The sequence below is a fragment of the Flavobacterium glaciei genome (assembly GCF_003350545.1).
Lineage (GTDB): Bacteria > Bacteroidota > Bacteroidia > Flavobacteriales > Flavobacteriaceae > Flavobacterium > Flavobacterium glaciei.
This window is the reverse complement of record NZ_QQBA01000003.1, coordinates 78,887-105,120: the sequence shown is the minus strand read 5'-3', so window position 1 is coordinate 105,120 and position 26,234 is coordinate 78,887. Positions and strand designations below refer to the sequence as shown.

The window sequence follows — 26,234 nt, the reverse complement described above, 5'->3', positions numbered from 1 at the left end:
TATTGACAGTATTGCAAAATTTATTCCAAATATATCAAAACAAAAAAACTCAGTCAAATAATGACTGAGTTTTTATGCTATTAACTAACCAAAAAACTATAAACTATGAAATTTATATGAAATCAGGAAGGAAACCACCCCTTCCCTTTTTGCGAGTGCAAAGGTAGCTAACAAATTCAGTTATTCTTTCGAAAAATAAAGTTTAACACAACATTTACAAAAAAACACGCTGTTCATCGGTTATTTTTTCACAATGTGTAAAAATAATGCATATTTACAACGTTCCTCGCAATTGTTGTTCTCGTTCTATTGATTCAAATAGCGCTTTAAAGTTACCTGCACCAAACCCTTTTGCTCCCATTCTTTGAATAATTTCAAAAAACAAGGTTGGTCTGTCTTGTACTGGTTTTGTAAAAATTTGCAATAAATATCCTTCTTCATCGGCATCGACCATGATAGCTAATTTCTCGATTTCATTTAAATCTTCTTTCATCATTTTCATGTGATCGCCCAATCGCTCCGGAATAGCCTCATAATATGTATGCGGAGGTGCAGATAAAAATTCGATTCCTCTCGCTTTCAGTTGCGACACCGTTTTGATAATATCATCCGTTGCAATGGCGATATGCTGAATTCCAGGTCCGCCATAAAAGTCTAAATACTCCTCGATTTGCGATTTTTTCTTTCCTTCGGCAGGTTCGTTAATTGGAAATTTGATTCTTCCGTTTCCGTTTGACATTACTTTACTCATCAACGCTGAATATTCCGTGTTGATTTGTTTGTCATCAAAAGAAAGGAAATTTACAAATCCCATCACATCTTCATAGAACTTAACCCAAGTATTCATTTCGTTCCAACCTACATTCCCCACCATGTGATCAATGTATTTTAATCCTGTTGGCTCGGGATTGTAATCCGATTTCCATTCCTTGTAACCAGGCAAGAATACACCATTATAATTTTTGCGTTCCACAAAAATATGAACTGTTTCTCCATAAGTATAAATTCCAGAACGAACAACTTCTCCAAACTCATCTTTTTCTACTGTTGGCTCCATAAAAGAACGAGCACCACGTTTCATAGTTTCCTCGTACGCACTAGTGGCATCTTCAACCCAAAGTGCGGCTACTTTTACCCCGTCACCGTGTTTTCTCAAATGTTCATGAATTGGAGAATCCTGCGTTAATGGAGTTGTCAGTACAATGCGAATTTTATCTTGCTTCAGCACATACGATGTTCTGTCTCGTACTCCGGTTTCTAGTCCGGCATACGCCAAAGACTGGTAACCAAAAGCGGTTTTATAATAATGTGCAGATTGTTTTGCGTTTCCTACGTAAAATTCTACATAATCGGTTCCTAATAATGGAAGGAAATCTTGCGCTCCTTCAAATATTTTTTCTAGTCCGTATTCTACTGATTTTATTTCTTTCGACATGTTATTTATTTGTTTGATTCGGTAATTCTAGTTTGGGACCGCGGATGAAGCGGATAAACTGATGTACACGGATTGATTAATTTAAAATATGTTATTGATTACGTAAAAGCCCTAGCCCTGATGGAAGCGGCATCCTTTTTTGAGGTTTTTTAACCGAAAAAAAGATAAAGCGAACAGCAGGAAATAGCTCCTTACTTTGACTACGCTTAGGATGGCAATTGTAATGTGATTGCTTCGTTTCTCGCAATGACTTATTCCACCCAAGATTTATAGTACTGACCATCATCTAATCCCATGGCTTCTTCGGTGACCATAAGCGGCCGAAATGTGTCGACCATAACCGCTAATTCGTGAGTTTCAGTATGACCTATACTGCGTTCCATGGCTCCCGGTGCGGGTCCGTGTGGAATTCCTTTTGGGTGCAGGGTAATGTGTCCTTGCTCGATATTATTGCGGCTCATAAAATCTCCATCTACATAATATAAAACCTCATCACTATCAATATTACTGTGATTGTAAGGCGCTGGAATGGCTTTAGGGTGGTAATCGTACAGTCGCGGACAGAACGAACAAACGACGAATGTTGCCGTTTCGAAGGTTTGATGGACCGGTGGCGGCTGGTGTACGCGACCCGTTATAGGTTCAAAATTATGAATGCTGAATCCGTACGGGAAATTATACCCATCCCAACCCACAACATCAAAAGGATGCGTAGCATAAACAACTTCATGCATCATTCCTTCTTTCTTGATTTTGATTAGGAAATCGCCTTTTTCATCGTGCGTTTCTAACTCGTTTGGTAAAATAAAGTCACGCTCGCAAAACGGCGAATGTTCTAAATGTTGACCCGATTCGTTTTTATAACGTTTTGGTGTGTAAAAAGGAGCAAATGATTCGACATAGAAAAGTCTGTTCTCTGATGTTTCAAAATCAATTTGGTAAATCATTCCGCGAGGAATAATCAAGTAATCGCCATATTCGAAAGGAATATTTCCCATCATGGTACGCAATTTTCCTTTTCCTTTGTGGATGAAAATCATTTCATCGGCATCGGCATTTTTGTAGAAATAGTTGCGTAGTGATTGTCTAGGTGCAGCTAATCCTATTGTACAATCTTTATTGACTAACATGGGTTTACGGCTATCCAGAAAATCATCTTCGGGCTTAAGTTCAAAACCTTTGAATAACAACGATTTTATGTTTTTTCCAATGGCAATTTTCGGTTCAACAGAATAGGATTTTAAAATTTCCTTGACTTGTGTAGGTCTGTGTACATGATACAATAAAGAGGAATGGCCGTGAAAACCTTCTGTACCAAATAGTTGTTCGTAATACAAACCACCCGTTGGTTTTTCGAATTGTGTGTGTCTTTTTTGAGGGAAACTCCCCAATTTGTGATATAAAGGCATGATTTTTTTGTTTAAAAGTGTAACAAATTAAAGTTGAGATTACTTTATGATGTGCTATGATAAATCAAAAAAAGAGGTACTTACTCAGGATTTCTCTTGATAAGGAATTGAAGATACTCTAATAAACCTAGCCATTTTGTTTTCATTATAACAAATATCGGAATTATTATTGAAATAATTTATAATTAAAACAAAAACCCAATACTGAACCATGTAAATCCTTTGGGCTGTTCTGGAGACCATGAATATTTTATTTCTATAGGTCCAATGACAGTTTCTAAACCATATCCAACGGCATAACCAGAATATTTTGGGATTGAAATCCAATCTACCGTTTCAAAAATCCGATCTCCAATATTAGCAAAATTTGCCGAGAAATTGATGTGATTTTTTTTGTAAAATTCATAATCTACCGTTCCCGTTGATTTTATGTAACTATTGGCTGCCAGACTCAAATAATCATAACCATATAAATATTTGAAATTATTCAATGGATTATAACCGTAACCCCCTAAAATAAAATTAAAAAAAGCAACGCTGTCCTGACCAAAAGAAAACCCGGCATCAGTTTGTAATTTTATTGTAGCATTTTTAAATAAAGTTGCTGCTACCCCAAAATCCCCTTTAGCGATTGAATATGGTTTAAAATCGCCAGTATAATTAGAGGAAAGTAAATACGAATGAATATCACCTGTGAAATACCAACCTTTTTTAGGAAAATTTTTATTGTCAAAGGAATCGTATTTCATATACCCAAAAAGACTCAAGTAATTACTATTATCAATTATTGGGTCTACATTAGCGAGTGTTTCTGATTTTATTTTTAAAAATTTAAATTCAACTCCGCCTCCAATTAAAAATTTTTGAACAAATAACGATTGGAAATACGCTTGATTCGTCAAATCTGTAAAATCAACGTTAATGGAGTTTATATCTGGATTATTAAATGTTGTACTGCTAATTTCTTTGGCTACATTTCTATTGAATTGATTGTAATTAGATTTGAAACCAAAACTCAAATTAAATCCATTTTCGATGTAATAATCTAAATTGTACCTAATATTATCGCCTAAAATAACATCCAGTGAAGCAATGTCATTTTTAAAAAGTGTTTTTTTGCGGGTCAAGTTTACTAAAACACCACTTTTAAATAAATTATCGTAATGCAATCCGAATTTTAAATACGTTTTTGTGGGATTTTCTTTTAGACTAATATTCAAGTCAACATCTTCTTTATTAGCTTCCAATGAATACGATATTTCACTGAAGTTTTTAGTGGCATTTATATTATTAATCCCCCTTAACAAATCATCGTAACTCTTTTTTGTGCCTGGCTTAAACCTTAATTTTCCAATGACATATTCTTTAGTATAATTATCTAATTCATTACTGTTTATCGCTCGAATTTGCAGGCTATCAGAACGTAATTGTAAATTTGGTTTCCGGTACGGATTAGACTCATCAACAATTTTTTTTAATTGTTCATAAACGGCAAAGGTTGCCTCTTCTCCTTTTCTTATTATTTCGTTTCCCTTATCAAATGATATTACACCGTATTGCGTAACATCCGGTTTAATGTAAATATCTGTATTAATTACATTTTTCTTCATTCGCTCAATAGACTGAAGATTTGTGATTTGTACCAAGATTTTAGTAGCATCTTTGAGTTGTGTTCGGTCATACAAATCATTTTGAACATCGACTCCTATAATGATATCTGCACCTAATTTTCGTACCTCTTCTATTGGGTAATTATTCACAACACCACCATCTACCAAAATTTTTCCATCAATTTCCACAGGGGAAAACAGAGAGGGAAATGCAGAACTTGCAATCATGGCTTGGGCCAAATTTCCTTTATTCAATAATACTTCCTCACCAGTTTCAATATTGGTACCAATACATAAAAAAGGAATCGGTAGTTGATTAAAATCCTTTATGTGTCTAACGTTTCTGGTAATTCTACTCAATAAATTATAATTGTACATTCCTTTAGAAAGCGCTTCCGGAATTCCAATTTTGAATTTATTATAAGGAAGAATCAAAGCATATAACTCGTCATTTCTTCTTTCATAAAAATTTCTAGAGGATCTGGGAATAAAGTCGTTGATTAACTCGTTAAAATCTGTCGCCTGAAAAATCGAATCAATTTGGGTTGCATTATATCCTGATGCATAAAGACCCCCAATTACTGCACCCATACTTGTTCCGCCAATGTAATCAATCTTGACTCCAGCTTCTTCTAAGACTTTTAAAACTCCAATATGAGCAAATCCTTTTGCACCACCACCACTCAAAACTAAACCTATTTTAGGCTTTTTTTGCTCTTGCGAAAACACAGCTAAACTGGTTAAAACAATGACTAATAGTGCGATTTTCTTCATAAGCAGCCATTTATCCCATATTAGAATGAGGTAATATTAATTTTCATTTGCAGCCTTGTAAAATTCGGTAATTTTTTTGGCTTTTGACATACCTATAACGTCCGAAATTTCTTTTTCTGTTGCTAATTTCAATCTTTTAACACTTTTAAAATGCTGAATCAGAGTGAGCATTGTTTTTTCTCCAATACCGGGAATGGATTCTATCGAAGAATTCAGCGCTGCTTTACTCCTTTTGTCCCGGTGATGCGTGATCCCAAAACGGTGTGCTTCGTTTCGCAACTGCTGAATAATTTTCAGTGTTTCTGATTTTTTATCTAAATACAACGGAATAGAATCGCCCGGATAAAACAATTCTTCCAGCCTTTTAGCAATCCCAATTATCGCTATTTTTCCACGTAATCCCAGCTCATCAATACTTTTGAGTGCAGATGACAATTGTCCTTTTCCACCGTCAATAATTATTAAATTGGGTAACGGTTGATTTTCGTCCAGCCATCGTTTGTATCTTCTGTACACGACTTCGGTCATCGATGCAAAATCATCCGGCCCTTCGACCGTTTTTATATTAAAATGGCGGTAATCTTTTTTGCTTGGTTTTCCATCTTTAAAAACCACGCAAGCCGCAACGGGATTCGTTCCCTGAATATTCGAGTTATCAAAACATTCAATATGTCTCGGCTCGACTGGCAATCGCAAGTCTTTTTGCATTTGCGCCATAATTCGTTTCGTGTGGCGATCCGGATCTACAATTTGCAGTTGTTTGAGTTGTTCAATGCGGTAAAACTTTGCGTTTCGAATCGATAAATCTAAAATTTGCTTTTTGTCGCCTAGTTGCGGAACAGTAATTTTTATATTTTCACCTAAATCCACGTGAAACGGAACAATAACCTCTCTCGACAGCAAATGAAAACGCTCTCTCAATTCGATAATCGCCAATTCTAATAATTCTTCATCGGTTTCGTCGAGTTTCTTTTTGATTTCCATCGTGTGGGAACGAATAATCGAACCATGTGAAATTTGCAGAAAATTCACATAAGCCGCACCTTCATCTGAAACAATCGAAAACACATCGATGTTGGTGATTTTTGGATTTACAATCGTAGATCGCGATTGGTAATTCTCTAAAATTTCAATTTTTTCTTTTATTTTCTGTGCTTCTTCAAAATGCATGTCAGCAGCCAAACTGGTCATAACACGCTTAAAATCTTTCATGCTTTCTTTGAAATTTCCTTTCAGGATTTCGCGAATAGCATCCACTTGTTTTTGGTAATTTTCTAAGGATTCATGACCTTCACACGGCCCCATACAATTACCAATATGGTATTCGAGACAAACTTTAAACTTCCCGCTTTCGATATTGCTTTTACTCAAATCATAGTTGCAAGTTCGAAGCGGATACAACTCTTTGATCAGTTCTAAAATAGTGCTTACCGTTTTGAAACTGGTATAGGGACCAAAATATTCCGAACCGTCTTTGACCATTCTTCGAGTAGCAAAAATCCGCGAAAAAGGTTCTTTCTTGATACACAACCACGGATAACTTTTATCATCTCGCAATAACACATTATACCGCGGCTGCAAGGTTTTTATCAGGTTATTTTCTAATAAAAGGGCATCTGTTTCCGTAGGAACCACGATGTGTTTTATAGTGACAATTTTCTTTACGAGCACATTGGTTTTGGCCGTATCGTGAATTTTATTAAAATAAGAAGAAACTCTTTTTTTAAGATTTTTGGCTTTGCCCACATACAAAATTTTCCCTTCTTTGTCGTAATATTGGTATACGCCGGGATTATCAGGTAAGGTTTGGATTTGTAAGGCTAAAGTTGTTGGATTCATGTAACAAAGTTAATCTCAAAAATCCCGAAATACAAATCAATACTCTTGAAATCTTACTAAGGAAAATTTTATCGGAATTTTAGTTTCTAATTCGTTATTATCCTTATTTTTATGCTTTCAAGAACCTATGATGAAAATTAATACCACACCTATTGTTCTTTTTGGCGAAAGCATAAATCCAGGCGAAAACAAAACTATCAATGTCGAAATCGCCAGATTACACACCACTACAAAATTGAACATTCCCATTATCGTGCGGCGCTCCAAGTTTGAAGGCCCCGTAGTTCTTTTCTCGGCAGGAATTCATGGCGACGAAATCAATGGAGTCGAGATAGTACGACAACTCATTTACAAAAAAATTAACAAGCCAAAAAGAGGCACAATCATTTGTATACCAATCATAAACGTATATGGATTTGTCAATAAATCTAGAGAATTTCCAGACGGTCGGGATTTAAATCGCGTTTTTCCGGGAAGCAAAACGGGTTCTCTGGCCAGTAGATTCGCGTTTCACATTTTAGCCGAAATCATGCCATTGGTACAATATGCTGTCGATTTTCATGCTGGTGGAGCCAGTCGTTTCAACGCACCACAAATTAGAATCGCACATAGTAATCCGGAACTAAAAATTCTAGCAGATGTATTTAATGCACCTTTTACCTTATATTCCAGAAATATAATGGGATCGTTTAGAAGTTCCAGTGAAAGAATGGATGTCAAAATGTTACTTTTTGAAGGCGGAAAATCATTAGATATCAACAATGAAATTGCCGATGAAGGCATAAATGGAGCGAAACGTCTGCTTAAACATCTTGATATGTTAGACTTAAAACATACTGCGGTACAACAAAAATCCAATACCATTTATATTGAAAAATCTGGCTGGATACGCGCCAAATGCTCCGGATTATTGCACGATTTTAATACGATAGGAAAGTTTGTAAAAAAAGGAACTATTCTTGCCACCATAACGGATCCGTACGGAAAGTTTGAACGGAAAGTAAAAGCGCCAAACGACGGGTATATCATTAATGCGAATCATTCCCCTATTGTGTATGAAGGCGATGCCATTTATCATTTATCCAATGCTCTTGGAGAAGAAGGAGAATAAAAAATTTACAATGAACAAAACAGAGTTACGACAAAAATACAAAACCTTACGAAGTACACTTTCTGAAAATGAAGTAGAAGAAATGAGTCTGGCTATAGCCAATAAAATACTGGCGCTTCCGCTTTGGGAGAAAACCTATTTTCATATTTTCCTTCCCATAACAGAACAAAAGGAAGTCAATACAGAATTTATTCTTCATTTATTATCCGGAAAAGACAAAGAAATCATTGTTTCCAAAGCTGATTTTGCCACCCGCAACATGACGCATTTCCTATTGACTGACAACACCCGAATCAAGAAAAACCAATACAATATCCCGGAACCTGTAGACGGTATTGAAGTTCCCTCAAATAAAATTGATGTAGTTTTTGTACCGCTTTTGGCTTTCGACAAAAAAGGACATCGCGTAGGTTACGGCAAAGGATTTTATGACAAATTTTTATCAGAATGCAAACCTGATGTAATCAAAATTGGACTGGCTTTCTTCGAACCCGAAGAAATTATTAAAGATGTTTTTGAAGGTGATATACAACTGAATTATTGTGTAACACCAAATTCAATTCACTCGTTTTAATTTGGAATGCGTACTTTCGCGGCAGATACAATTAAATAATTTATGAGAACATTCAAAAATTCGAGATTTGCCGTAAGCGTTATGGTTATTTTATTCGCAGTTTCATTTTCAAATTGCAGCATTCAAACCGGAACCCGCACATCTAGTTATAGAGCTAAAAAACTTCCTCCAGGACAAGCGAAAAAAATATACGGTGGAAAAAGTGCGAAACGCTACGCACCCGGACATAACAAAAACTAATTATGCAAAAAGACCTGTTCAAATCATGAACAGGTCTTTTTTGTATGTTGTAAAAAACGTTGAATCTAATCTTGATGAAATGCTTTTTTATTAAAGAAAATCAATATTCCAACTCCAGTAGAAATCGCCATATCGGCGACATTAAATATTGCGTTAAAAAAGGTAAATTCTTTTCCGCCCCAAATAGGCAACCAACTTGGTAAATTTCCATGCCAAAAAGGAAAATAAAACATATCTACTACTTTTCCGTGAAACCAAGTTCCATAGGGTTGGTCAGAGAACAAAGTAGCTAATTGTTGCTGGCTGTCGTCAAAAATAACACCGTAAAAAACAGAATCAATGATATTACCGAAAGCGCCAACTAGGATTAAAGAAATTGCAACGATTAAGTAATCCGAACTTTTCTTTTTCGCTGAATCCCACAACCAATACCCTATTCCACTTACGGCTACAATTCTAAAAAGAGTTAAGAATAATTTTCCATAAGCTCCAGGAATTTGCACTCCCCAAGCCATTCCCTCATTTTCAATGAATAGAATTTTGAACCATTTAAATACTTCAACTTCTTCACCTAAAATAAAATTAGTTTTGATGTATATTTTAGAAACTTGATCAACAAGTAGTAGAATAAAAATAAGGAGATACGCTTTACGTAATGACATATTATAAATTTTAATGGCGCAAAAATAACAATTTAATCAAAAAAAACGCTCCTAATGGAGCGTTAAATCTTGTTTAACAAGAAGTTTATCGTTGCAAGTTCTTTGCTTCGATACTCATTGTTGCGTGAGGAACGATTTTTAACCTTTCTTTCCCAATTAATTTGCCTGTAACTTTACATACTCCGTACGTTTTATTTTCGACACGGAAAAGTGCATTTTTCAAATCACGAATAAACTTTTCCTGACGGATTGCCAGTTGCGAGTTTGCCTCCTTAGACATTGTTTCGCTTCCTTCTTCAAATGCTTTAAAGGTAGGCGATGTATCGTCAGTTCCGTTATTTAAGTCATTCATGTAAGCACTTTTAATCAAATCTAAATCAGCTTGTGCTTTTTGCATTTTGTTTACGATTATCTCTTTGAACTCTGCTAAATCAGCTTCTGAGTATCTTGCAATTTCATCTACCATTTTGTATTATTTTGAAATTAAAATCATTGTTTTTATGTCGTCAAATTCAATTTCTGTGCCGTTTTCTATTTCATCTACAAAAACCAAATCGCTGGTTAATGTTTCTGATTTAATATACACTATGTTTTCAAGAATTGCCTCTTCTAAAATTCCATTTCGTTTCAATTGAACTTTAATTTTATCCGTAACTTCAAATCCAGAATCTTTACGGATATTCTGTATTCTGTTTACTAATTCTCTGGCGATTCCTTCTTGTCTTAAAGCTGGTGAAATTGTAATGTCCAGCGCAACCGTTATTCCGTTTGAATTGGCTACTAACCAACCCTCAATATCTTGTGATGTTATTTCTACATCTTCTAAAGTTAAAATTACGTTTTTTCCCGCAATAACAATATTCAGACTTCCTTCCTTGTCCAATTGGCTAATTTGCTCTTTCGAAAAACCTTGTATTTCCTTAGAAATCAAACCCATATCCTTTCCAAAACGGGGTCCGAGCGCCTTAAAATTAGGTTTAATTTGTTTGACCAAAACACCAGAAGCATCATCCAAAAGCACGATTTCTTTCACGTTTACCTCTGCTTTTATAAGATCAGAAACTGCCTCAATTTCAGCCCTTTGATTGTCGTCAAGTACTGGAATCATTACCTTTTGCAACGGTTGGCGTACCTTTATCATTTCCTTTTTTCGGAGTGATAAAACCAATGATGAGATGGTTTGTGCTTTCTGCATTTTGCTCTCTAACATTTTATTAACATAGTTGTCAACCGAAATTGGAAACTCCGCCAAATGTACACTGTCATATTTTTCCGACTGTGTTGCTAAAGTTAAATCTCTGTAAAGTTTGTCCATAAAGAATGGAGCGATAGGCGCACCCAGTTTACTTATGGTTAACAAACAGGTATATAACGTTTGATAAGCAGCGATTTTGTCCTGCGCATATTCCCCTTTCCAGAAGCGTCTTCTGCACAAACGAACGTACCAGTTACTTAAGTTTTCCTGTACAAATTCAGAGATTGCACGAGCAGCTTTTGTTGGTTCATAATCCGCATAGAAACCGTCCACTTCTTTGATCAAAGTGTTCAGTTCTGACATGATCCACTGGTCGATTTCTGGTCTTTCGTTTAGCGGAATCTCCGCTTCTTCAAATTTGAAACCATCAATATTGGCATACAAACTAAAGAAAGAATACGTATTGTACAATGTTCCAAAGAATTTGCGGCGAACCTCAGCAATTCCTTCTAAGTCAAATTTCAAGTTGTCCCACGGATTCGCATTCGATATCATGTACCAACGCGTCGCATCTGGACCGTATTCTTTTAATGTTTCGAATGGATCTGCGGCATTTCCTAAACGTTTGGACATTTTTTGTCCGTTTTTGTCTAAAACCAGCCCGTTTGAAACTACATTTTTATACGCTACTTTATCAAAAACCAACGTTCCAATAGCGTGTAAGGTATAAAACCAACCACGTGTTTGATCTACTCCTTCTGCAATAAAATCAGCAGGAAAATCTTTGTTTTCGTCAATTTTATCTTTGTTCTCAAAAGGATAATGCCATTGCGCATACGGCATAGAACCGGAATCAAACCAAACGTCAATCAAGTCTGCTTCTCGCGTCATTGGTTTGCCAGAAGCAGAAACCAAAGTAATTTCATCGACTACATTTTTATGCAAATCAACTAAATCGTAATTGGACTCCGCCATATTTCCAATTTCAAAACCTTTGAAAGGATTTTCTTTTTGGAAACCTGCTGCGATAGATTTTTCTATTTCGTTGTATAATTCTTCAACAGAACCTATTAAGATTTCTTCTTGTTTGTCTTCGGTTCTCCAAATTGGCAAAGGAATTCCCCAGAATCTTGAACGCGATAAATTCCAGTCATTGGCATTTTTCAACCAATTTCCAAAACGTCCTTCTCCAGTCGCTTTTGGCTTCCAGTTGATGGTTTCGTTCAAGTCAAACATTCTGTCTTTAACTTCAGAAATTTTTATAAACCAAGAATCCAAAGGATAATATAAAATAGGCTTGTCTGTTCTCCAGCAATGTGGATAACTGTGGACATATTTCTCTACTTTAAACGCTCTGTTTTCTTCTTTTAATCGAATAGCGATTTCAACATCTACCGAACGTTCCGGCGCTTCACCTTCGTTGTAATATTCGTTTTTCACATATTTACCGGCATATTCTCCCACGTGCGAAGTGAATTTCCCTTGTAAATCTACTAACGGAACTGGAGTTCCATTTTCGTCAAGAACTAACATTGGTGGAATTTCTGGCGTAGCTTCTTTGGCTACTTTTGCATCATCTGCACCAAAAGTAGGTGACGTATGTACAATTCCTGTTCCATCTTCGGTAGTTACAAAATCCCCAGAAATTACTCTGAAAGCATTTTCAGCATTTTGATACGGAAGTACTAACGGCATTAATTGTTCATAACGAATGTCAACTAAATCAGCTCCTTTGCATTCCGCTAAAACCTGATATGGGATTTTCTTGTCGCCTTCTTTGAAATTTTCAAAGTCAGCAGGCTCTGTACTTTCAAAGAATCCTTTCCCGAATTGTTTTCCAACTAAGTTTTTAGCCAAAATCAATGTTGCTGGACGAAACGTATATTGATTGAATGTTTTTACTAAAGCATATTCGATTTTTGGACCTACAGTCAAAGCGGTATTACTTGGCAATGTCCAAGGTGTAGTAGTCCAAGCTAGGATAAAGATTTCGTCTAAATCCAACGCTTCTAACTTATAATGCAGTAAATTATTTGAACTGATATAATCGTAAAACTTTGAGAACAATAATTCTTTGTGCGCGTCAATCACTTTAAATTGTGCTACAACCGTCGTGTCCGTTACATCACGATAACTTCCCGGTTGGTTCACTTCGTGAGAAGATAATCCTGTTCCTGCTTTTGGAGAATACGGTTGTATTGTATAGCCTTTGTACATCAAATCCTTGTTGTAGATTTGTTTCAAAATCCACCAAACCGTTTCCATATATTTGGATTTGTAGGTCACATACGGATCTTCCATATCGACCCAATAGCCCATTTTTTCAGTCAAATCATTCCATACATCCGTATAACGCATCACGGTTTTTTTACACGCTTCGTTATATTCTTCGATGGAAATGGTTTTTCCAATATCTTCTTTAGTAATTCCTAATGCTGCCTCGGTACCTAATTCCACAGGCAAACCGTGGGTGTCCCAGCCCGCTTTACGCTTTACTTGGAACCCTTTTTGAGTTTTATATCTGCAAAAAATATCTTTAATGGCACGCGCCATTACGTGGTGAATTCCCGGTAATCCATTTGCCGAAGGAGGCCCTTCAAAAAACACGAATGGTGGGTTTCCTTCACGAGTGGTTACGCTTTTTTCGAATATATTTTCTTTCTTCCAAAAATCCAGAACTTCTGACGCCACAGTTGGTAAGTCAAGTCCTTTGTATTCAGTAAATTTTGTGCTCATTTTATCCTTTTCTAAATCGAGGTGCGAAAGTAAGGAATTTTGAATAAAAGAAAGAAAAGATGAGAGAAAATAGACAAAATTGATTAACGAATTCGATAAAATGGAATCAAAATATCCTTTTATTACTTTCTATGAAAAAACTTCTTTTAAAACATCTAATGATTTTGGTTTTTTAAAACCATCCAAATGAAAACTGTAGTAATCGATTAGAATTCGTAAAACGATTTGCCTTTCTATGACATGGAAAATTTTCTGATTGTTATCGAATCTCAAATCAATGAGTTTTTTGAACAAATTACTTTCATGTTCCGTAAGCGAACTGATGGCATGAAAAGGGGTAAAAATACCTTCAGTCATTTCGAAAAAAGGCATATCCATATCAGAAATATCAGGATAAAAACCCAAATATTTTGTGGTTTCCAATAATAAAATAAGATGAAAATTAGCAATTTCATCGTGATTGTCCAACCAATGCAATGCGGTTTCGAGAAAGGTAAAAAGATGCTCATTTGTTTCTTCTTCGTGAATAGAATGATGCAATATTTCTGAAACAAACATCACAATCGTGCTCTTATAAATATCCGAATGAATCGAATGAAAAGGAGTTGCAATTTTTATTTCCTTGAAATTTTCTAAAGTGCCTTTGTTTTTATGAACGGCTTCAATTTCGAGTATCGTCAACGGTTGAAAATACGCGATTTTCTGATTCGCTTTTCGGCTCGAAAAAGCATCCCGAACGAAGTATGATTTCAAACCATGCGACAACGTAAAGCATTTGACAATCAAGCTTTTTTCTTGAAATTTTAAGGACGAAAGAACGATGGCTTTGGTTTTTACGAGCACAATTTTAATTTAAAGATTGAAAAATTTAAAGATTGAAAAATTCATTTCTCTAAACTATCTAATTATCATTACTTTTTTAACTTTGGTTTCTACTCCGTCTTGTGCCGAAATAAAAATCATGTACACACCGGAAGCGACTTTGTATTTCCCAAAAGCGGTTGTGTCCCATTCTATTGTTCCTCCTTCAGAAATGGTTTCATAAACCAGATTTCCTTCAATATCAGTAATTTTAATATTTGCTCTATCCAATAATCCGGCAATCTTAACGGTTCCTTGATATTCTGGACGCACAGGGTTTGGATATACGTACGCGTTACTCAAATCATCATTGGCAGCAGTCGCTGTTCCTTTGAAAGAAACTAAACCTTTAGCAGTAGCAATAAAAACTTCTCCAGTGGCGCTATTAATTTCAACATCATTAATTACATTGCTTGGCAATGGAGAATTATTTACAGTAAAATGATATTTGGTTTCTTGACCATTTGGCGAGACTAAAAACAAACCGGAATCGGCGGTGCCTATCCACTTATTATTTGCTCCATCAACAGCAATATCAGTAATAAATTGTTCGAACAAGAGTTCTTGCGCTAGATTATCGTCTAAAATAATTATTGGATTAGCCGTCATTTGTTCCTCCGATTGAAAACTACTGACATTCGGCAAAACCCGCAATCCTTTTGTGGTTCCTATCCAAAGCTGATTTCTGGTATCTACGGCAACTGTTCTTACATTTGAAACAGGTAAATTACCCGTATCTGGTCCTGTTGTTATTTTTTTGAATTCATTATTCCTTTCATTAAAACCTACTACACCATTTTCACTCGTAGAAAGCCATTTCGTTCCATTTTTATCAATGACCATCGTTCCAAAATTATTATCAATTGCTGAATCTAGGATGTTTTCCATAGCATAACTTTGCCACTGTCCATTTGGTTTTAAAACTTTCAATCCGTTTTTTATACGACTCGTGGTAACCCAAAGATTTCCTGTTTTGTCAAATGCAGTTCCGTTAACCCTTATGTCTATATAATCAGGCCCCACAAAGGTCAAAGATTCTAAGCCACTATTGGTTTGATTGTATAAAATTTTTGGGATATCATTTTCTAATTTTAGTAAGCCAGAGAAAAAAGAACTTGCATACACTTCGTTTTCATTGCTAGGATTAACGGTAATTCTGGTCATTGATTTTGCCCCAAAAACTTTCTCATAAGGAATATTCAACCATCCAGTTGCACTAAATTTGCTGATGCCGAAGTTGTCTAAAGGATATGGATTATAATCTACCGAATAATCTCCGTAAACCGTCCAGAGCGCACTAGTCGTAGTTTGAAGTGCAAATATGTTGTTACGCGAGGGACCAATAGGAGTTATATTTTCGAAATTTACTGCCGAAGAAAGTAAAGTAGTAATCAATCCATTTTCTTTAGTTCCAATGAAAATTGCGCCATCAATTATTGTTGAACAAGTAAAACTTGATCTACTTTCTGGGATTTGATTTGTATTTATTTGACGCACCAAAGCCATTTGATTGTTGTAAATATAAACACTGCTAGAAGTTGTTACTATCAAATAATCTACTGTTGCCCTCATGTCTAGAGAAGACTGAGAAAGAGTAATAAATCCAGTAAAAGAATTAGAAACCGGATTAAATCTATGAATAATTCCCGCGCCATTAATAGCATATAAATTGGTCCCAAAAGTCACAATGCTCGACCAATTTCCAGTCGCAATAGTTTCCCATTGATTGAAATCGATTAGGTTTTTATTAGAAATATTGGCTTTTCTAATCCCATTATTTGTCGATGCGTAAATAAATCCGTCAAAAAGTGCTGTTTGATTCACAATAATTTCGGCTCCGTTATCGCCAATAAAATAAGTGTCCCCAAATTGCATAGTAGCTAAATTAAATTGAACAATTCCAAAATCACAGGAAACGTAAGCAACACCATCGATCTCCATTAAATGATTGATTTTTTTGATATTAGGAGGGAGTTGTTTATTGATAATATCGACAACATTTAGCATACTCCCATCGGCTTCATTTATCACTATTATCAGTCCGTTTTCATATCCTACAATTGTCTTATTGAATATTGCGCTGTAATAAAGCGCCGATATTGTTTGTCCAGAAAGTCCGTCTATGGTATTGGTTGTTTTAATAACGTTTGTCACTAAATTTTTTGAAAACAAAGCGTTTTCGGAAGCAGCAAAAACAGCCGTTCGAGATTCTGACACATCTTTAATTTCATTGTAAGAGAAATATCCCTGCCACGACAAGTTGCTTTGAGCAAAACCCATTTGGATAAAAAGCAAAAAATATAAAACGCTCTTTTTCATTATATGCATCAATAATTGGTTTACAAATATAGAACAAACGAAAGTCTTAGCATTTTGTTACGCAAAAAAAAGCCTTTCATCCAATCCCGAGCTTGGGTATGGTGAAAGGCTTTTTAAATTATAATAAATCTGAATTATACCACTCCTTGAGCTAGCATAGCATCAGCAACTTTTACAAATCCGGCAATGTTTGCACCTTTAACATAGTTTACATACCCTTCTTCGTCAGTACCGTAACTTTTACACTGATTGTGTATGCCAACCATGATTTCTTTTAATCTGGTATCTACTTCTTCGCTGGTCCAGTTTAAACGAATAGAGTTTTGAGTCATCTCTAATCCTGAGGCTGCTACACCTCCAGCATTTGCTGCTTTTCCTGGTGCAAAAAGTACTTTAGCTTTCAAGAATTGTTTAATTGCATCTAAAGTACATGGCATATTTGCTGCTTCTGTTACACAGATAACACCATTAGCAATTAACTTTTTAGCATCTTCCTCGTTCAACTCGTTTTGAGTAGCACAAGGTATTGCAACATCAACTTTTACTTCCCAAACGCTTTTTCCTTTGTGGAAAACTGCATTTGGATATTTTTCTAAATATGCTTCAGCTCTATTATCTCCTCTTGCTCTCATTTCCAGCATAAAGTCAATTTTCTCACCAGATATTCCTTCTTCATCATAAATATATCCATCAGGACCAGAAATAGTAACAACTTTTCCTCCAAGATCATTTACCTTTAAGGCTACACCCCAAGCAACGTTACCAAAACCAGAAATAGAAACTCTTTTCCCTTTGATGTTTTGACCAATAGTATTCAGCATTTGTTCTGCAAAATAAACTACTCCGTAACCTGTTGCTTCCGGTCTGATTAAAGAACCTCCATAAGCCAACCCTTTTCCAGTTAAAACTCCGGTAAATTCGTTTTTTATTCTCTTGTATTGCCCAAATAAATATCCAATTTCTCTAGCTCCAACACCAATATCTCCAGCAGGTACATCTAACTGTGGCCCAATATGTCTGCACAATTCCGTCATGAATGACTGGCAAAAACGCATTACTTCTCCATCAGATTTTCCTTGTGGATCAAAATCAGACCCTCCTTTTCCTCCACCCATTGGTAAAGTAGTCAAACTGTTTTTGAAAACTTGTTCAAAAGCCAAAAATTTAAGCACAGATAAATTTACAGTATGGTGAAAACGGATTCCACCTTTGTAAGGTCCTATTGCTGAATTCATTTGAATTCTAAAACCTCTATTTACCTGAATTTCTCCTTTATCATCTACCCAAGGAACACGGAATATTATAGAACGTTCTGGCTCCGCTATTCTGAGAAGCAAATTCTTTCCGTCGTATTTTTTTTGCTCTGCAATAAATGGAATTACAGTTTCTGCAAATTCCCTAACAGCTTGAATAAATTCAGGTTCATTTGGATTCTTGGCCTCAACTTGAGCCATAAAATCATTTATTTTTAGTAACATAGATTATGAATAATTAATTAAGAAAACGATTTCGTATAATATACAAAGATACATTTTATAAAAATATTCAGAGTCTGTTTTTTGAATTTATCAAGAGAATTATCTTTTTATTACCCATTTTCAAACAATTGTGTTTAAGATATCCTCATTTAAACTAAATGACTAACACTTTCGTAAGTAAATAAGAATTTGTCTGCTTATTTTTAATTTCCGTTTTATTTTTTATAAGTGTGTGATGTTTTTATATATTTGTCTAGATTAGAAAAACAACCGTAATGATTAAACAAATATTCCTTTTCCTATTAATATGTTTTGGATTTTCACCTGATGCAAGTGCACAATTTGGTGGATTTTCGCATGAAATAGGGGTAATTGCGGGACCTATTGCTTTTCAATCTGATTATGGGGAACGTTATGATTTTAAAACAAACTCCGGAAATACGGGACTTGGAATTGGGATTATTCATTATCTCAACTTTTCTTACAAAGCAGATTGTAATTGTTATACTCCTGAAACGTATTTTAATGACCACTTTAAACTAAGGTCTGAACTCTCTTATAATAAAACAGAATTACAACATTTTGGACAATGGACTGAGGGTAAACCTTCGCTAGGAAAAGACCAATTGAAAGCTATGACAGGAAGCACGGCAGTAACAAATATTGGTATGCAACTAGAATTTTTCCCTTGGAGCATTCGTGATTTTACAGCCAGAACAGGAAGTTTAGGTCCATTTATAAGCCTTGGTGGACAATTTAGTTATTACAATGCCGAAGCCTCGTCAACAATGGGTCCATTAGGAACTCCATTGACCACTTTCCCTAAATATTTAACGCCTACAGACGGTCGCCCTTATGGTTTTTCTACCGAAAGCGGAACAGTTTGGTCTATAATATCAAGCGTGGGAACCCGTTATAAATTAAGTCCATTACGAGATTTAATGGTCGATTTAAGATTCCAATATTTCTTTTCGAACTGGGTAGATGGTTTAAATCCGAATCCGGAAATTTATAAAGAAAATAGAGCTAATGACTGGTTGGTATGGTTTAATGTAGGCTATATTTATTACTTACAATAGGATTTTAAAAAAACCGTTTTAAAAAATAAAAGCTCCAATCCTAATCCCGACATTTCGGAATAGAATTGGAGCTTTTGTCTTATATATTAAGTTACGCTAATGCTTGTTTCAAGTCTTCGATTAAATCCTCCCCATCTTCAATACCTACGCTTAATCGAACCAAATCATCGGTAATGCCTACTTCCTTGCGCTTGTCCTCCGGGATAGAAGCATGTGTCATCAAAGCAGGATGATTTGCTAATGATTCTACTCCTCCTAAAGATTCAGCCAGTGTAAAAACTTTTATTTTTTCAAGAAAGTCAATTGCATCTTCTTTTTTGCCCGACACAAAAGTAAATGACACCATTCCTCCAAAACCACTCATTTGTTTTTTGGCAATTTCATGATACGGATGGCTTGGCAAACCTGGGTAATAAACTGTTTTGATTTTTGGATGATTGTTTAAAAACTCCACCACTTTTCCTCCATTTTCACAATGTCTTTCTACACGCAAATGCAAGGTTTTAATTCCTCGAAGCACTAAGAAACTATCCATTGGTCCTAATGTTGCTCCTGTCGCAAATTGTTGAAAATGCAATTGTTCTCCAAGCGCTTCATCTTTTACAATCAAAGCTCCGGCAATAACATCAGAATGGCCTCCTAAATATTTAGTCGCCGAATGCATTACAATATCAGCTCCTAAATCTAATGGTTTTTGCAAATAAGGCGTTGCAAAAGTATTATCAACCGCAAAAAGGATTTTCTTTTCCTTAGTGATTTTTGCAATTTCTTGAATATCGGCTAGTTTCATCAAAGGGTTTGTTGGTGTTTCTACCCAAACCATTTTTGTGTTTTCGTTGATTAATGACTTGAATTTCTCTATGTCATTCATATCTACAAAATGGAATTTTATACCAGAATCTTTGTAAATACGGGTAAACATTCTGTACGTTCCGCCATATAAATCGTCCATTGCAATGATTTCATCACCAGATTTAAAAGAACGCAAAACACAATCTGTAGCCGCTAATCCTGATGAAAAAGCCAATCCTCGAGTTCCGTTTTCGATACTTGCCAAGGCGTTTTCAAGTGCGCTTCGGGTAGGATTTGCAGCTCTGCTGTACTCGTAATCCGGATTTACTGGCTGTCCAGGACTCGTTTGTACAAAAGTTGACGTTTGATATACCGGAGGCATAACCGCTCCTGTGCTTGGGTCGTGGTGTTGTCCACCGTGAATGACTTTAGTATTGAATTTCATAAGTTGAATTTTTAATGCAAAATGTTTCACAAATTTACCTTTTAATTTATTTTAACCAAGCTACAAGTAGGTACCTTTGTAATTAATTAACAATTTTGAGATGAAACATTTTATTATTTACACTTTACTGCTTTTTTCTGCTGCGCAATGTTCTGATGAATTGGTTTTTGAAGAGGAATCATTTCAAAAAAAAACCTCGATGCCTTGCAAAGAAAATTGTCCGTCAATTAGTGTAAAAATACCTGTTGCAAATGCCGTTCCGGTTGTTGCGGATAGCATTAATAAAAAAGTGTTTTCAGTAATGAAAGAGATTATATATTTTGGCGAAAAACCCTATTCGGCAACCAATTATAACAGCTTATTAGCCTCTTTTATTGATTCCTACGAGAAACTTCAGAAAGAATTTCCCAATGATAAATTTGGATGGGAAGCTGACATTGAAGGAAATGTAAAATACCAATCCGATGCTGTATTGAATATTGAAATCAAACATTACACCTATACTGGTGGCGCTCACGGATACCAAGGTTTGCGCTCGCTACTTTTTGATCCAAATACCGGAAAATCAATCTCGAATGAGGAATTATTTAATGATAAAGAAGCTTTCAAGGCTTTCGCCGAAAAAAAATTCAGGGCAAAATATAAAATCCCTGCAAACAAATCTATCAATGCAACCGGATTGATGTTTGAGAAAGAAAAATTCCAGTTGCCCCAAAATATTTTTTATACCGATAAAGGATTGTTGCTTTATTACAACTCCTACGAAGCCGCATCGTATGCAGATGGACCAAAGGAATTATTATTGCCGTACACTGAAGTGAATGATTATTTGGCGATTAAATAGATTATTTAAATCAATAAAGATTCTAATTATAGTGCTACTTGAAAATTAAGGTTTTCAACACTTTGTAAAAAACGTAAAAAAATACTTTGCATTCTACATTATAATTTAATAAGCAGTGAAAAAAAATACAGAAAAGAGCATTTTTAAGATACTAGTAATTATGTTGAGTTTATCAATATTTGCATCATCGCTGACTTTTGATGCTTTTTCTTATGAATATCAAGGAGTGAAAATTATATCATCGTTGTCATGCTTTTTGATGGGGAGTATTGCAATTTTGGGTGGCGGGCTGTTAGAATGGTTGATCTGGCTAGCTAATCCTTTATGTCTTATATCCATTTTTTTATTAATTATGGATAAACCTGTAGCTACAAAATTTAATATTGTAGCTGTAATTCTAGCTATCTCATTTTATTCTTGGAATTCAATTCTAGCTTCAGAAAGTGGAGCTTCAGGTAAAATTTTATCAGTAAATTACGGATACTTTATTTGGTTGGCTAGTATAACCACACTAACTATTGGAACTTACTGGTATTTTAAAAGATATAGAGAAGTAAGATACACTGATTAAATCAAGAAGAATATCCAATCTCATAATTAGATTGGAAAACTTTCTTGTCACAGCAAAAAATAAAATTCTTTTTTATTTCCAAATTAACCTTAGTCAAAGTTTTGAACTTTAACTAAGGCATTATATGTTATAAAACGTAAACATCTAATTGTAGAAATCCCCTAGCCCCGATAGCAGCAGATATCCTTTTCCTTTTTTCTTTAAAAAGGAAAAGATAGGAGCGAATAGCGGGATTAAGCTCCCATTATTTTTAGAAATAAATCCTAAATAAATTTTCGAATACTTATCATATTCCCAATATGAAGCCCTTCATGGAAATTACTAAAAGCCATAGCATCCTCCGCATTTCTTAAAACGTGATTGCCAGTTGATGTGGTATATTCCATGTAGGTTTTGAAAATTTGGTTGTCATAATCCACTTTAGTTTGCTGAATGGTTGCAAACAATAACGATTTGATTTCGTCCACTTCGGCTTGGGTTACGATGTGTTCTGGCTTGGTTCCCTTTTTGTATTTCTCTACTAATTCATCAGAAACCATCATTGGCAAACCAGAAAGTTTGTAAACCAATAATTGTTGCGACACGATTATATGACCAATATTCCAAATCAAATTGTTGCTGAATCCTTCCGGAATCGTGTTGAGTTGGTCAAGAGTGTATCCCGATAGAAATTTTGAAACCATATTTCTGCTTGTAGTGCAGACGTCGAATAATTGATTCATTTTTTTATTTTTTTGATAAAAATAATCATTTTCCGTGTCAAATGAATTTTCTTTGCACAAAGAAATCGCTATTTACATGGACATAATATACTATCTCGCATCTTGCGACACCTGCAGAAAAATTATAAAATCATTACCAAAAGAACATGATTTTAAATTTCACGACATCAAACAAGACCCAATTACTGTTGCCGAATTAGAAAAAATGCGTGAGCTTTCTGGCAGTTACGAAGCACTTTTTAGCAAAAAAGCACAGTTGTACAAATCGATGGATTTAAAGAACAAATCGTTGACCGAAGACGATTACAAAAAGTACATTTTAGAACATTACACGTTTTTAAGTCGTCCTGTTTTTATAATTAAAGACAAAATTTACATTGGGAACACCCAACAAAATATGTTGCAGGTAATGAAAGCTTTGGTATAATGTCCAAAAGAAATCTTGCACTAATTGGCGCCACAATTGTATCCATAATTTACGGTGTTACGTTTACCATTGCCAAAGATGTCATGCCGTTGTATATTGATGCCTATGGTTTCATTTTGTTGCGCGTAGGCGGTTCAGTGTTATTATTTTGGTTGGTTTGGCTTTTTATGCCAAAAGAGAAAATTGCTCTCACTGATTTTCCTAGAATAATTGCGGCTGCTTTCTTTGGTGTGGCGTTTAATATGCTTACGTTTTTCAAAGGATTAAGCCTTACTTCTCCTATCAGCGCTGCGGTAATTATGGTTTCGACACCCATGATTGTTTTGACGCTTTCGGCATTGATTATGAAAGAACGCATGCAAAAACGAATGGTTTTTGGAATTATCCTTGGTCTGATAGGAACTGCTTTTCTTATCTTGTACGGAAAATCCATTGGCAGCGCAACAAATGCAGGATTAGGAAATTTTCTGGTTTTGGTCAACGCCATTTCCTATGGATTTTACCTGATTATTGTCAAGAAATTAATGGACAAATACAATGCGTTTACGTTTGTAAAATGGATTTATTTGTTCGGTTTTATTATGGTTTTGCCTTTTGGCTGGGGCCAATTTCAAACTGTGAACTGGAATTTAGTCCCAATGGATATTTGCTGGAAAATAGGATTTGTTGTGGTTTTTTCCACTTTCCTGACCTATTTACTAAATTTGCTTTCGATGAAAGAATTAAAACCAACCACAGTTGCCGTTTTTATTTATTTACAACCACTATTTGCCACTGTTTTTGCAGTAAGCCTAGGCAAAGACGAATTGAGTTTGGTAAAAATTGGTTCTGCTGTTATGATATTTGTAGGCGTTTATTTGGTGACACAGAAGAAGAGTGTTCAGTAATCAGCTGTTAGTGTTCAGCGCCTAAATCGCAGGTTATTGTCTTTTATTATGTTCATGAGGCTGCCTGTATCAACTCGAAAATTAAAATCTGATTACTAAACATTTACTTACACTGAGTTACTGAATACTAAAAACTGACCACTGACCACTTTTTTATTATCTTTGACCTCTTTTAGAAAATTATATGATACAATCAATGACAGGTTTTGGTAAAGCTACTTTGCAATTACCAACCAAAAAAATCACAGTAGAAGTAAAATCTTTAAACAGTAAAGGTTTAGATTTGAATGTGAGAATGCCTTCGCTGTACCGCGAAATGGAATTGGGTTTGCGCAACCAAATTGCACTGAAACTGGAAAGAGGAAAAGTAGATTTTTCTATTTTTATCGAAAGTACCGCGGAACAAACTTCTACGAAAGTCAATGTGCCAATTGTTAAAGCATACATCAATCAACTGAGAGAAGTATATGCTGATGCTGATGAAACTGAACTAATGAAAATGGCGGTTCGCATGCCGGATACCATGAAAATAGAACGCGATGAAATCGATGAAAACGACTGGATACAAATCCAAACCGTTATCGAAGAAGCGTTGCAAAACATCCTGAACTATAGGAGAGATGAAGGAATGTCACTTGAAAAAGAATTTCAATTGCGAATTGGTAATATTCGTCAATACATGACCGACGCTTTGGCACTTGATCCAGAACGCGTTCAGGCGATAAAAGATCGTTTGCAAACTGCAATCTCAGAATTGAAAGTAAATGTAGACGAAAATCGTTTCGAGCAGGAATTGATTTATTATTTAGAGAAATTAGACATCACCGAAGAAAAAGTACGTTTGACGAATCACCTGGATTATTTCCTGGAAACCATCAACGGAACCGAAGCTAACGGTAGAAAATTAGGTTTTATTACCCAAGAAATGGGACGTGAAATCAATACGATGGGGTCTAAATCCAATCACGCACAAATGCAAAAATTAGTCGTTCAGATGAAAGACGAATTGGAAAAAATCAAGGAACAAGTATTAAACGTATTGTAATTATTAACCTGCAAAGTTATATTTCCTTGCAGGTTAATTAATTTTATAACATACCTACAAGGTTTTTGAAACCTAGCAGGAAAACATAAACAGATACTGGAATAAATTCAGCATAAAATGAGCACAGGAGGAAAATTAATCGTATTCTCGGCACCATCAGGATCAGGGAAAACTACTATCGTTAGGCATTTATTAAGCAAAGAAGATTTGAATCTTGAATTTTCTATTTCGGCAGCTTCTCGCGCACCAAGAGGCGAAGAAGCAAACGGAAAAGATTATTATTTCATGTCTACTGAACAATTTAAGAAACACATCAAAAACGAAGATTTCTTGGAATGGGAAGAAGTCTATCGCGATAATTTCTACGGAACCTTAAAAAGTGAAGTAGAACGCATCTGGGCCAAAGGAAAGAATGTGATTTTTGATATTGATGTCGCTGGCGGATTGCGTATCAAACATAAATTCCCAGAAGAAACTTTAGCTGTTTTCGTGAAACCTCCAAGCGTGGATGAATTAAAAAGACGATTAAAGGAACGCTCTACCGAAAGTGATGACAAAATCAATATGCGTATTGCAAAAGCTTCTGTAGAACTGGCAACAGCGCCGCAATTTGATGTTATTATAAAAAACTACGATTTGCCAATAGCTCTTGAAGAAGCATATCAATTGGTGAAGAATTATGTTAAAAAATAGTTTTACTAGTCCTTAGTGAATAGTACTTAGTATATTGTCTTCAGCTAAAAAACTAACAGTAACATCGTTTATCTATGAGTGGAGTGAAATCATACAAAGAATTACTAATTTGGCAAAAAGGAATTAAAATTGTGGTTTTAGTTTATAAGCTTACCAAGGATTTTCCAAAGGAAGAAATATATGCTCTAACAAGTCAGTTGAAAAGAGCAAGTGTATCAATTCCTTCAAATATTGCAGAAGGATTTGGACGTCAAACAGATAAATCATTTAATCATTTTTTAAATATTTCTAGAGGTTCATTAAACGAGATAGAAACCCAACTAATCATCGCTAAAGAATTAGAATTTATTCAAAATGAAAATATATTTAACGAACTTTTGTTTTTAATTGAAGAAGAAAGTAAAATGATAAATGCATTTTCTAAAAATCTAAAATAGTAATTAGAGCTTTTTAGTCATTAACACACATCAACTAAGGACTAAAAAC

The 26,234-nt window shown here is 35.1% G+C and carries 23 protein-coding genes; 11 read left to right on the top strand and 12 right to left on the bottom strand.

Going from position 1 to position 26,234, the window contains the following annotated elements:
• Positions 1 to 274: 274 nt before the first annotated feature.
• The 4 genes from hppD to uvrC form a co-directional block, all read right to left on the bottom strand.
• A complete protein-coding gene (gene hppD / locus DFR66_RS03945; RefSeq protein WP_114753549.1) occupies positions 275 to 1,435 on the bottom strand; it encodes a 4-hydroxyphenylpyruvate dioxygenase in 1,161 nt (386 codons plus the stop codon).
• Positions 1,436 to 1,686: 251 nt separating this feature from the next.
• Entirely contained in the window at positions 1,687 to 2,844 is a 1,158-nt protein-coding gene (locus DFR66_RS03940) for a homogentisate 1,2-dioxygenase (RefSeq protein ID WP_114753548.1), read from the bottom strand.
• Positions 2,845 to 3,029: 185 nt separating this feature from the next.
• On the bottom strand, positions 3,030 to 5,228 hold the full coding sequence (locus tag DFR66_RS03935) for a patatin-like phospholipase family protein (RefSeq protein ID WP_114753547.1): 2,199 nt from the start codon (positions 5,226 to 5,228) through the stop codon (positions 3,030 to 3,032).
• A gap of 36 nt (positions 5,229 to 5,264) precedes the next feature.
• Complete coding sequence (gene uvrC, locus DFR66_RS03930; protein ID WP_114753546.1) at positions 5,265 to 7,067, bottom strand: excinuclease ABC subunit UvrC; 1,803 nt, start codon at positions 7,065 to 7,067, stop codon at positions 5,265 to 5,267.
• Positions 7,068 to 7,197: 130 nt separating this feature from the next.
• On the opposite strand from uvrC, the gene DFR66_RS03925 reads away from it, so the two are divergent.
• The 3 genes from DFR66_RS03925 to DFR66_RS03915 are packed head-to-tail and all read left to right on the top strand — an operon-like array spanning position 7,198 to position 8,992.
• Positions 7,198 to 8,178 (top strand): succinylglutamate desuccinylase/aspartoacylase family protein, encoded by a 981-nt coding sequence (locus DFR66_RS03925; protein ID WP_114753545.1) that lies wholly within the window; start codon positions 7,198 to 7,200, stop codon positions 8,176 to 8,178.
• Positions 8,179 to 8,188: 10 nt separating this feature from the next.
• Positions 8,189 to 8,752: a 5-formyltetrahydrofolate cyclo-ligase gene (locus tag DFR66_RS03920; RefSeq protein ID WP_114753544.1), complete on the top strand. Its 564-nt coding sequence runs from the start codon at positions 8,189 to 8,191 to the stop codon at positions 8,750 to 8,752.
• 42 nt (positions 8,753 to 8,794) lie between these two features.
• Positions 8,795 to 8,992: a hypothetical protein gene (locus tag DFR66_RS03915; protein WP_114753543.1), complete on the top strand. Its 198-nt coding sequence runs from the start codon at positions 8,795 to 8,797 to the stop codon at positions 8,990 to 8,992.
• A 65-nt stretch (positions 8,993 to 9,057) separates the two neighbouring features.
• Here DFR66_RS03915 and DFR66_RS03910 read toward each other — a convergent pair whose 3' ends face one another.
• The 6 genes from DFR66_RS03910 to gdhA all read right to left on the bottom strand — a co-directional run bounded on the left by DFR66_RS03910 (position 9,058) and on the right by gdhA (position 18,243).
• On the bottom strand, positions 9,058 to 9,654 hold the full coding sequence (locus DFR66_RS03910) for a lipoprotein signal peptidase (protein ID WP_114753542.1): 597 nt from the start codon (positions 9,652 to 9,654) through the stop codon (positions 9,058 to 9,060).
• An 85-nt stretch (positions 9,655 to 9,739) separates the two neighbouring features.
• A complete protein-coding gene (locus tag DFR66_RS03905; RefSeq protein ID WP_114753541.1) occupies positions 9,740 to 10,120 on the bottom strand; it encodes a TraR/DksA family transcriptional regulator in 381 nt (126 codons plus the stop codon).
• Positions 10,121 to 10,126: 6 nt separating this feature from the next.
• Positions 10,127 to 13,585: an isoleucine--tRNA ligase gene (gene ileS / locus DFR66_RS03900; RefSeq protein WP_114753540.1), complete on the bottom strand. Its 3,459-nt coding sequence runs from the start codon at positions 13,583 to 13,585 to the stop codon at positions 10,127 to 10,129.
• Positions 13,586 to 13,714: 129 nt separating this feature from the next.
• Positions 13,715 to 14,428: a DNA repair protein RecO gene (gene recO, locus DFR66_RS03895; protein WP_114753539.1), complete on the bottom strand. Its 714-nt coding sequence runs from the start codon at positions 14,426 to 14,428 to the stop codon at positions 13,715 to 13,717.
• 54 nt (positions 14,429 to 14,482) lie between these two features.
• Positions 14,483 to 16,765 (bottom strand): type IX secretion system anionic LPS delivery protein PorZ, encoded by a 2,283-nt coding sequence (porZ, locus tag DFR66_RS03890; RefSeq protein ID WP_114753538.1) that lies wholly within the window; start codon positions 16,763 to 16,765, stop codon positions 14,483 to 14,485.
• Positions 16,766 to 16,899: 134 nt separating this feature from the next.
• Positions 16,900 to 18,243, bottom strand: coding sequence for an NADP-specific glutamate dehydrogenase (gene gdhA, locus DFR66_RS03885; RefSeq protein WP_114753537.1), 1,344 nt, complete (start codon positions 18,241 to 18,243; stop codon positions 16,900 to 16,902).
• Positions 18,244 to 18,518: 275 nt separating this feature from the next.
• Between gdhA and DFR66_RS03880 the strand changes: the two genes are divergently transcribed.
• Entirely contained in the window at positions 18,519 to 19,322 is an 804-nt protein-coding gene (locus tag DFR66_RS03880) for a THC0290_0291 family protein (RefSeq protein WP_114753536.1), read from the top strand.
• Between the two features lie 91 nt (positions 19,323 to 19,413).
• Here DFR66_RS03880 and DFR66_RS03875 read toward each other — a convergent pair whose 3' ends face one another.
• Positions 19,414 to 20,559, bottom strand: a complete 1,146-nt coding sequence (locus DFR66_RS03875; protein WP_114753535.1) for a cystathionine gamma-synthase — start codon at positions 20,557 to 20,559, stop codon at positions 19,414 to 19,416.
• 100 nt (positions 20,560 to 20,659) lie between these two features.
• Between DFR66_RS03875 and DFR66_RS03870 the strand changes: the two genes are divergently transcribed.
• Both DFR66_RS03870 and DFR66_RS03865 read left to right on the top strand, forming a co-directional pair.
• Positions 20,660 to 21,403, top strand: coding sequence for a DUF3298 and DUF4163 domain-containing protein (locus DFR66_RS03870; protein WP_114753534.1), 744 nt, complete (start codon positions 20,660 to 20,662; stop codon positions 21,401 to 21,403).
• Positions 21,404 to 21,563: 160 nt separating this feature from the next.
• The gene (locus DFR66_RS03865; protein ID WP_146841086.1) at positions 21,564 to 21,974 is read left to right on the top strand and encodes a hypothetical protein; all 411 of its coding nucleotides are present in this window, start codon (positions 21,564 to 21,566) and stop codon (positions 21,972 to 21,974) included.
• A 263-nt stretch (positions 21,975 to 22,237) separates the two neighbouring features.
• Here DFR66_RS03865 and DFR66_RS03860 read toward each other — a convergent pair whose 3' ends face one another.
• A complete protein-coding gene (locus tag DFR66_RS03860) occupies positions 22,238 to 22,696 on the bottom strand; it encodes a DinB family protein (protein ID WP_114753702.1) in 459 nt (152 codons plus the stop codon).
• Positions 22,697 to 22,772: 76 nt separating this feature from the next.
• On the opposite strand from DFR66_RS03860, the gene DFR66_RS03855 reads away from it, so the two are divergent.
• The 5 genes from DFR66_RS03855 (at position 22,773) to DFR66_RS03835 (ending at position 26,185) form a co-directional block, all read left to right on the top strand.
• Positions 22,773 to 23,123 (top strand): arsenate reductase family protein, encoded by a 351-nt coding sequence (locus DFR66_RS03855; RefSeq protein ID WP_091166548.1) that lies wholly within the window; start codon positions 22,773 to 22,775, stop codon positions 23,121 to 23,123.
• A complete protein-coding gene (locus DFR66_RS03850) occupies positions 23,123 to 24,010 on the top strand; it encodes a DMT family transporter (protein ID WP_114753532.1) in 888 nt (295 codons plus the stop codon). The genes DFR66_RS03855 and DFR66_RS03850 overlap by 1 nt, the downstream gene beginning before the upstream one ends.
• Before the next feature lie 184 nt (positions 24,011 to 24,194).
• A complete protein-coding gene (locus DFR66_RS03845; protein ID WP_114753531.1) occupies positions 24,195 to 25,055 on the top strand; it encodes a YicC/YloC family endoribonuclease in 861 nt (286 codons plus the stop codon).
• Between the two features lie 117 nt (positions 25,056 to 25,172).
• On the top strand, positions 25,173 to 25,748 hold the full coding sequence (gene gmk / locus DFR66_RS03840; RefSeq protein ID WP_114753530.1) for a guanylate kinase: 576 nt from the start codon (positions 25,173 to 25,175) through the stop codon (positions 25,746 to 25,748).
• Positions 25,749 to 25,822: 74 nt separating this feature from the next.
• Positions 25,823 to 26,185: a four helix bundle protein gene (locus DFR66_RS03835; RefSeq protein ID WP_114753529.1), complete on the top strand. Its 363-nt coding sequence runs from the start codon at positions 25,823 to 25,825 to the stop codon at positions 26,183 to 26,185.
• Positions 26,186 to 26,234 lie beyond the last annotated feature (49 nt).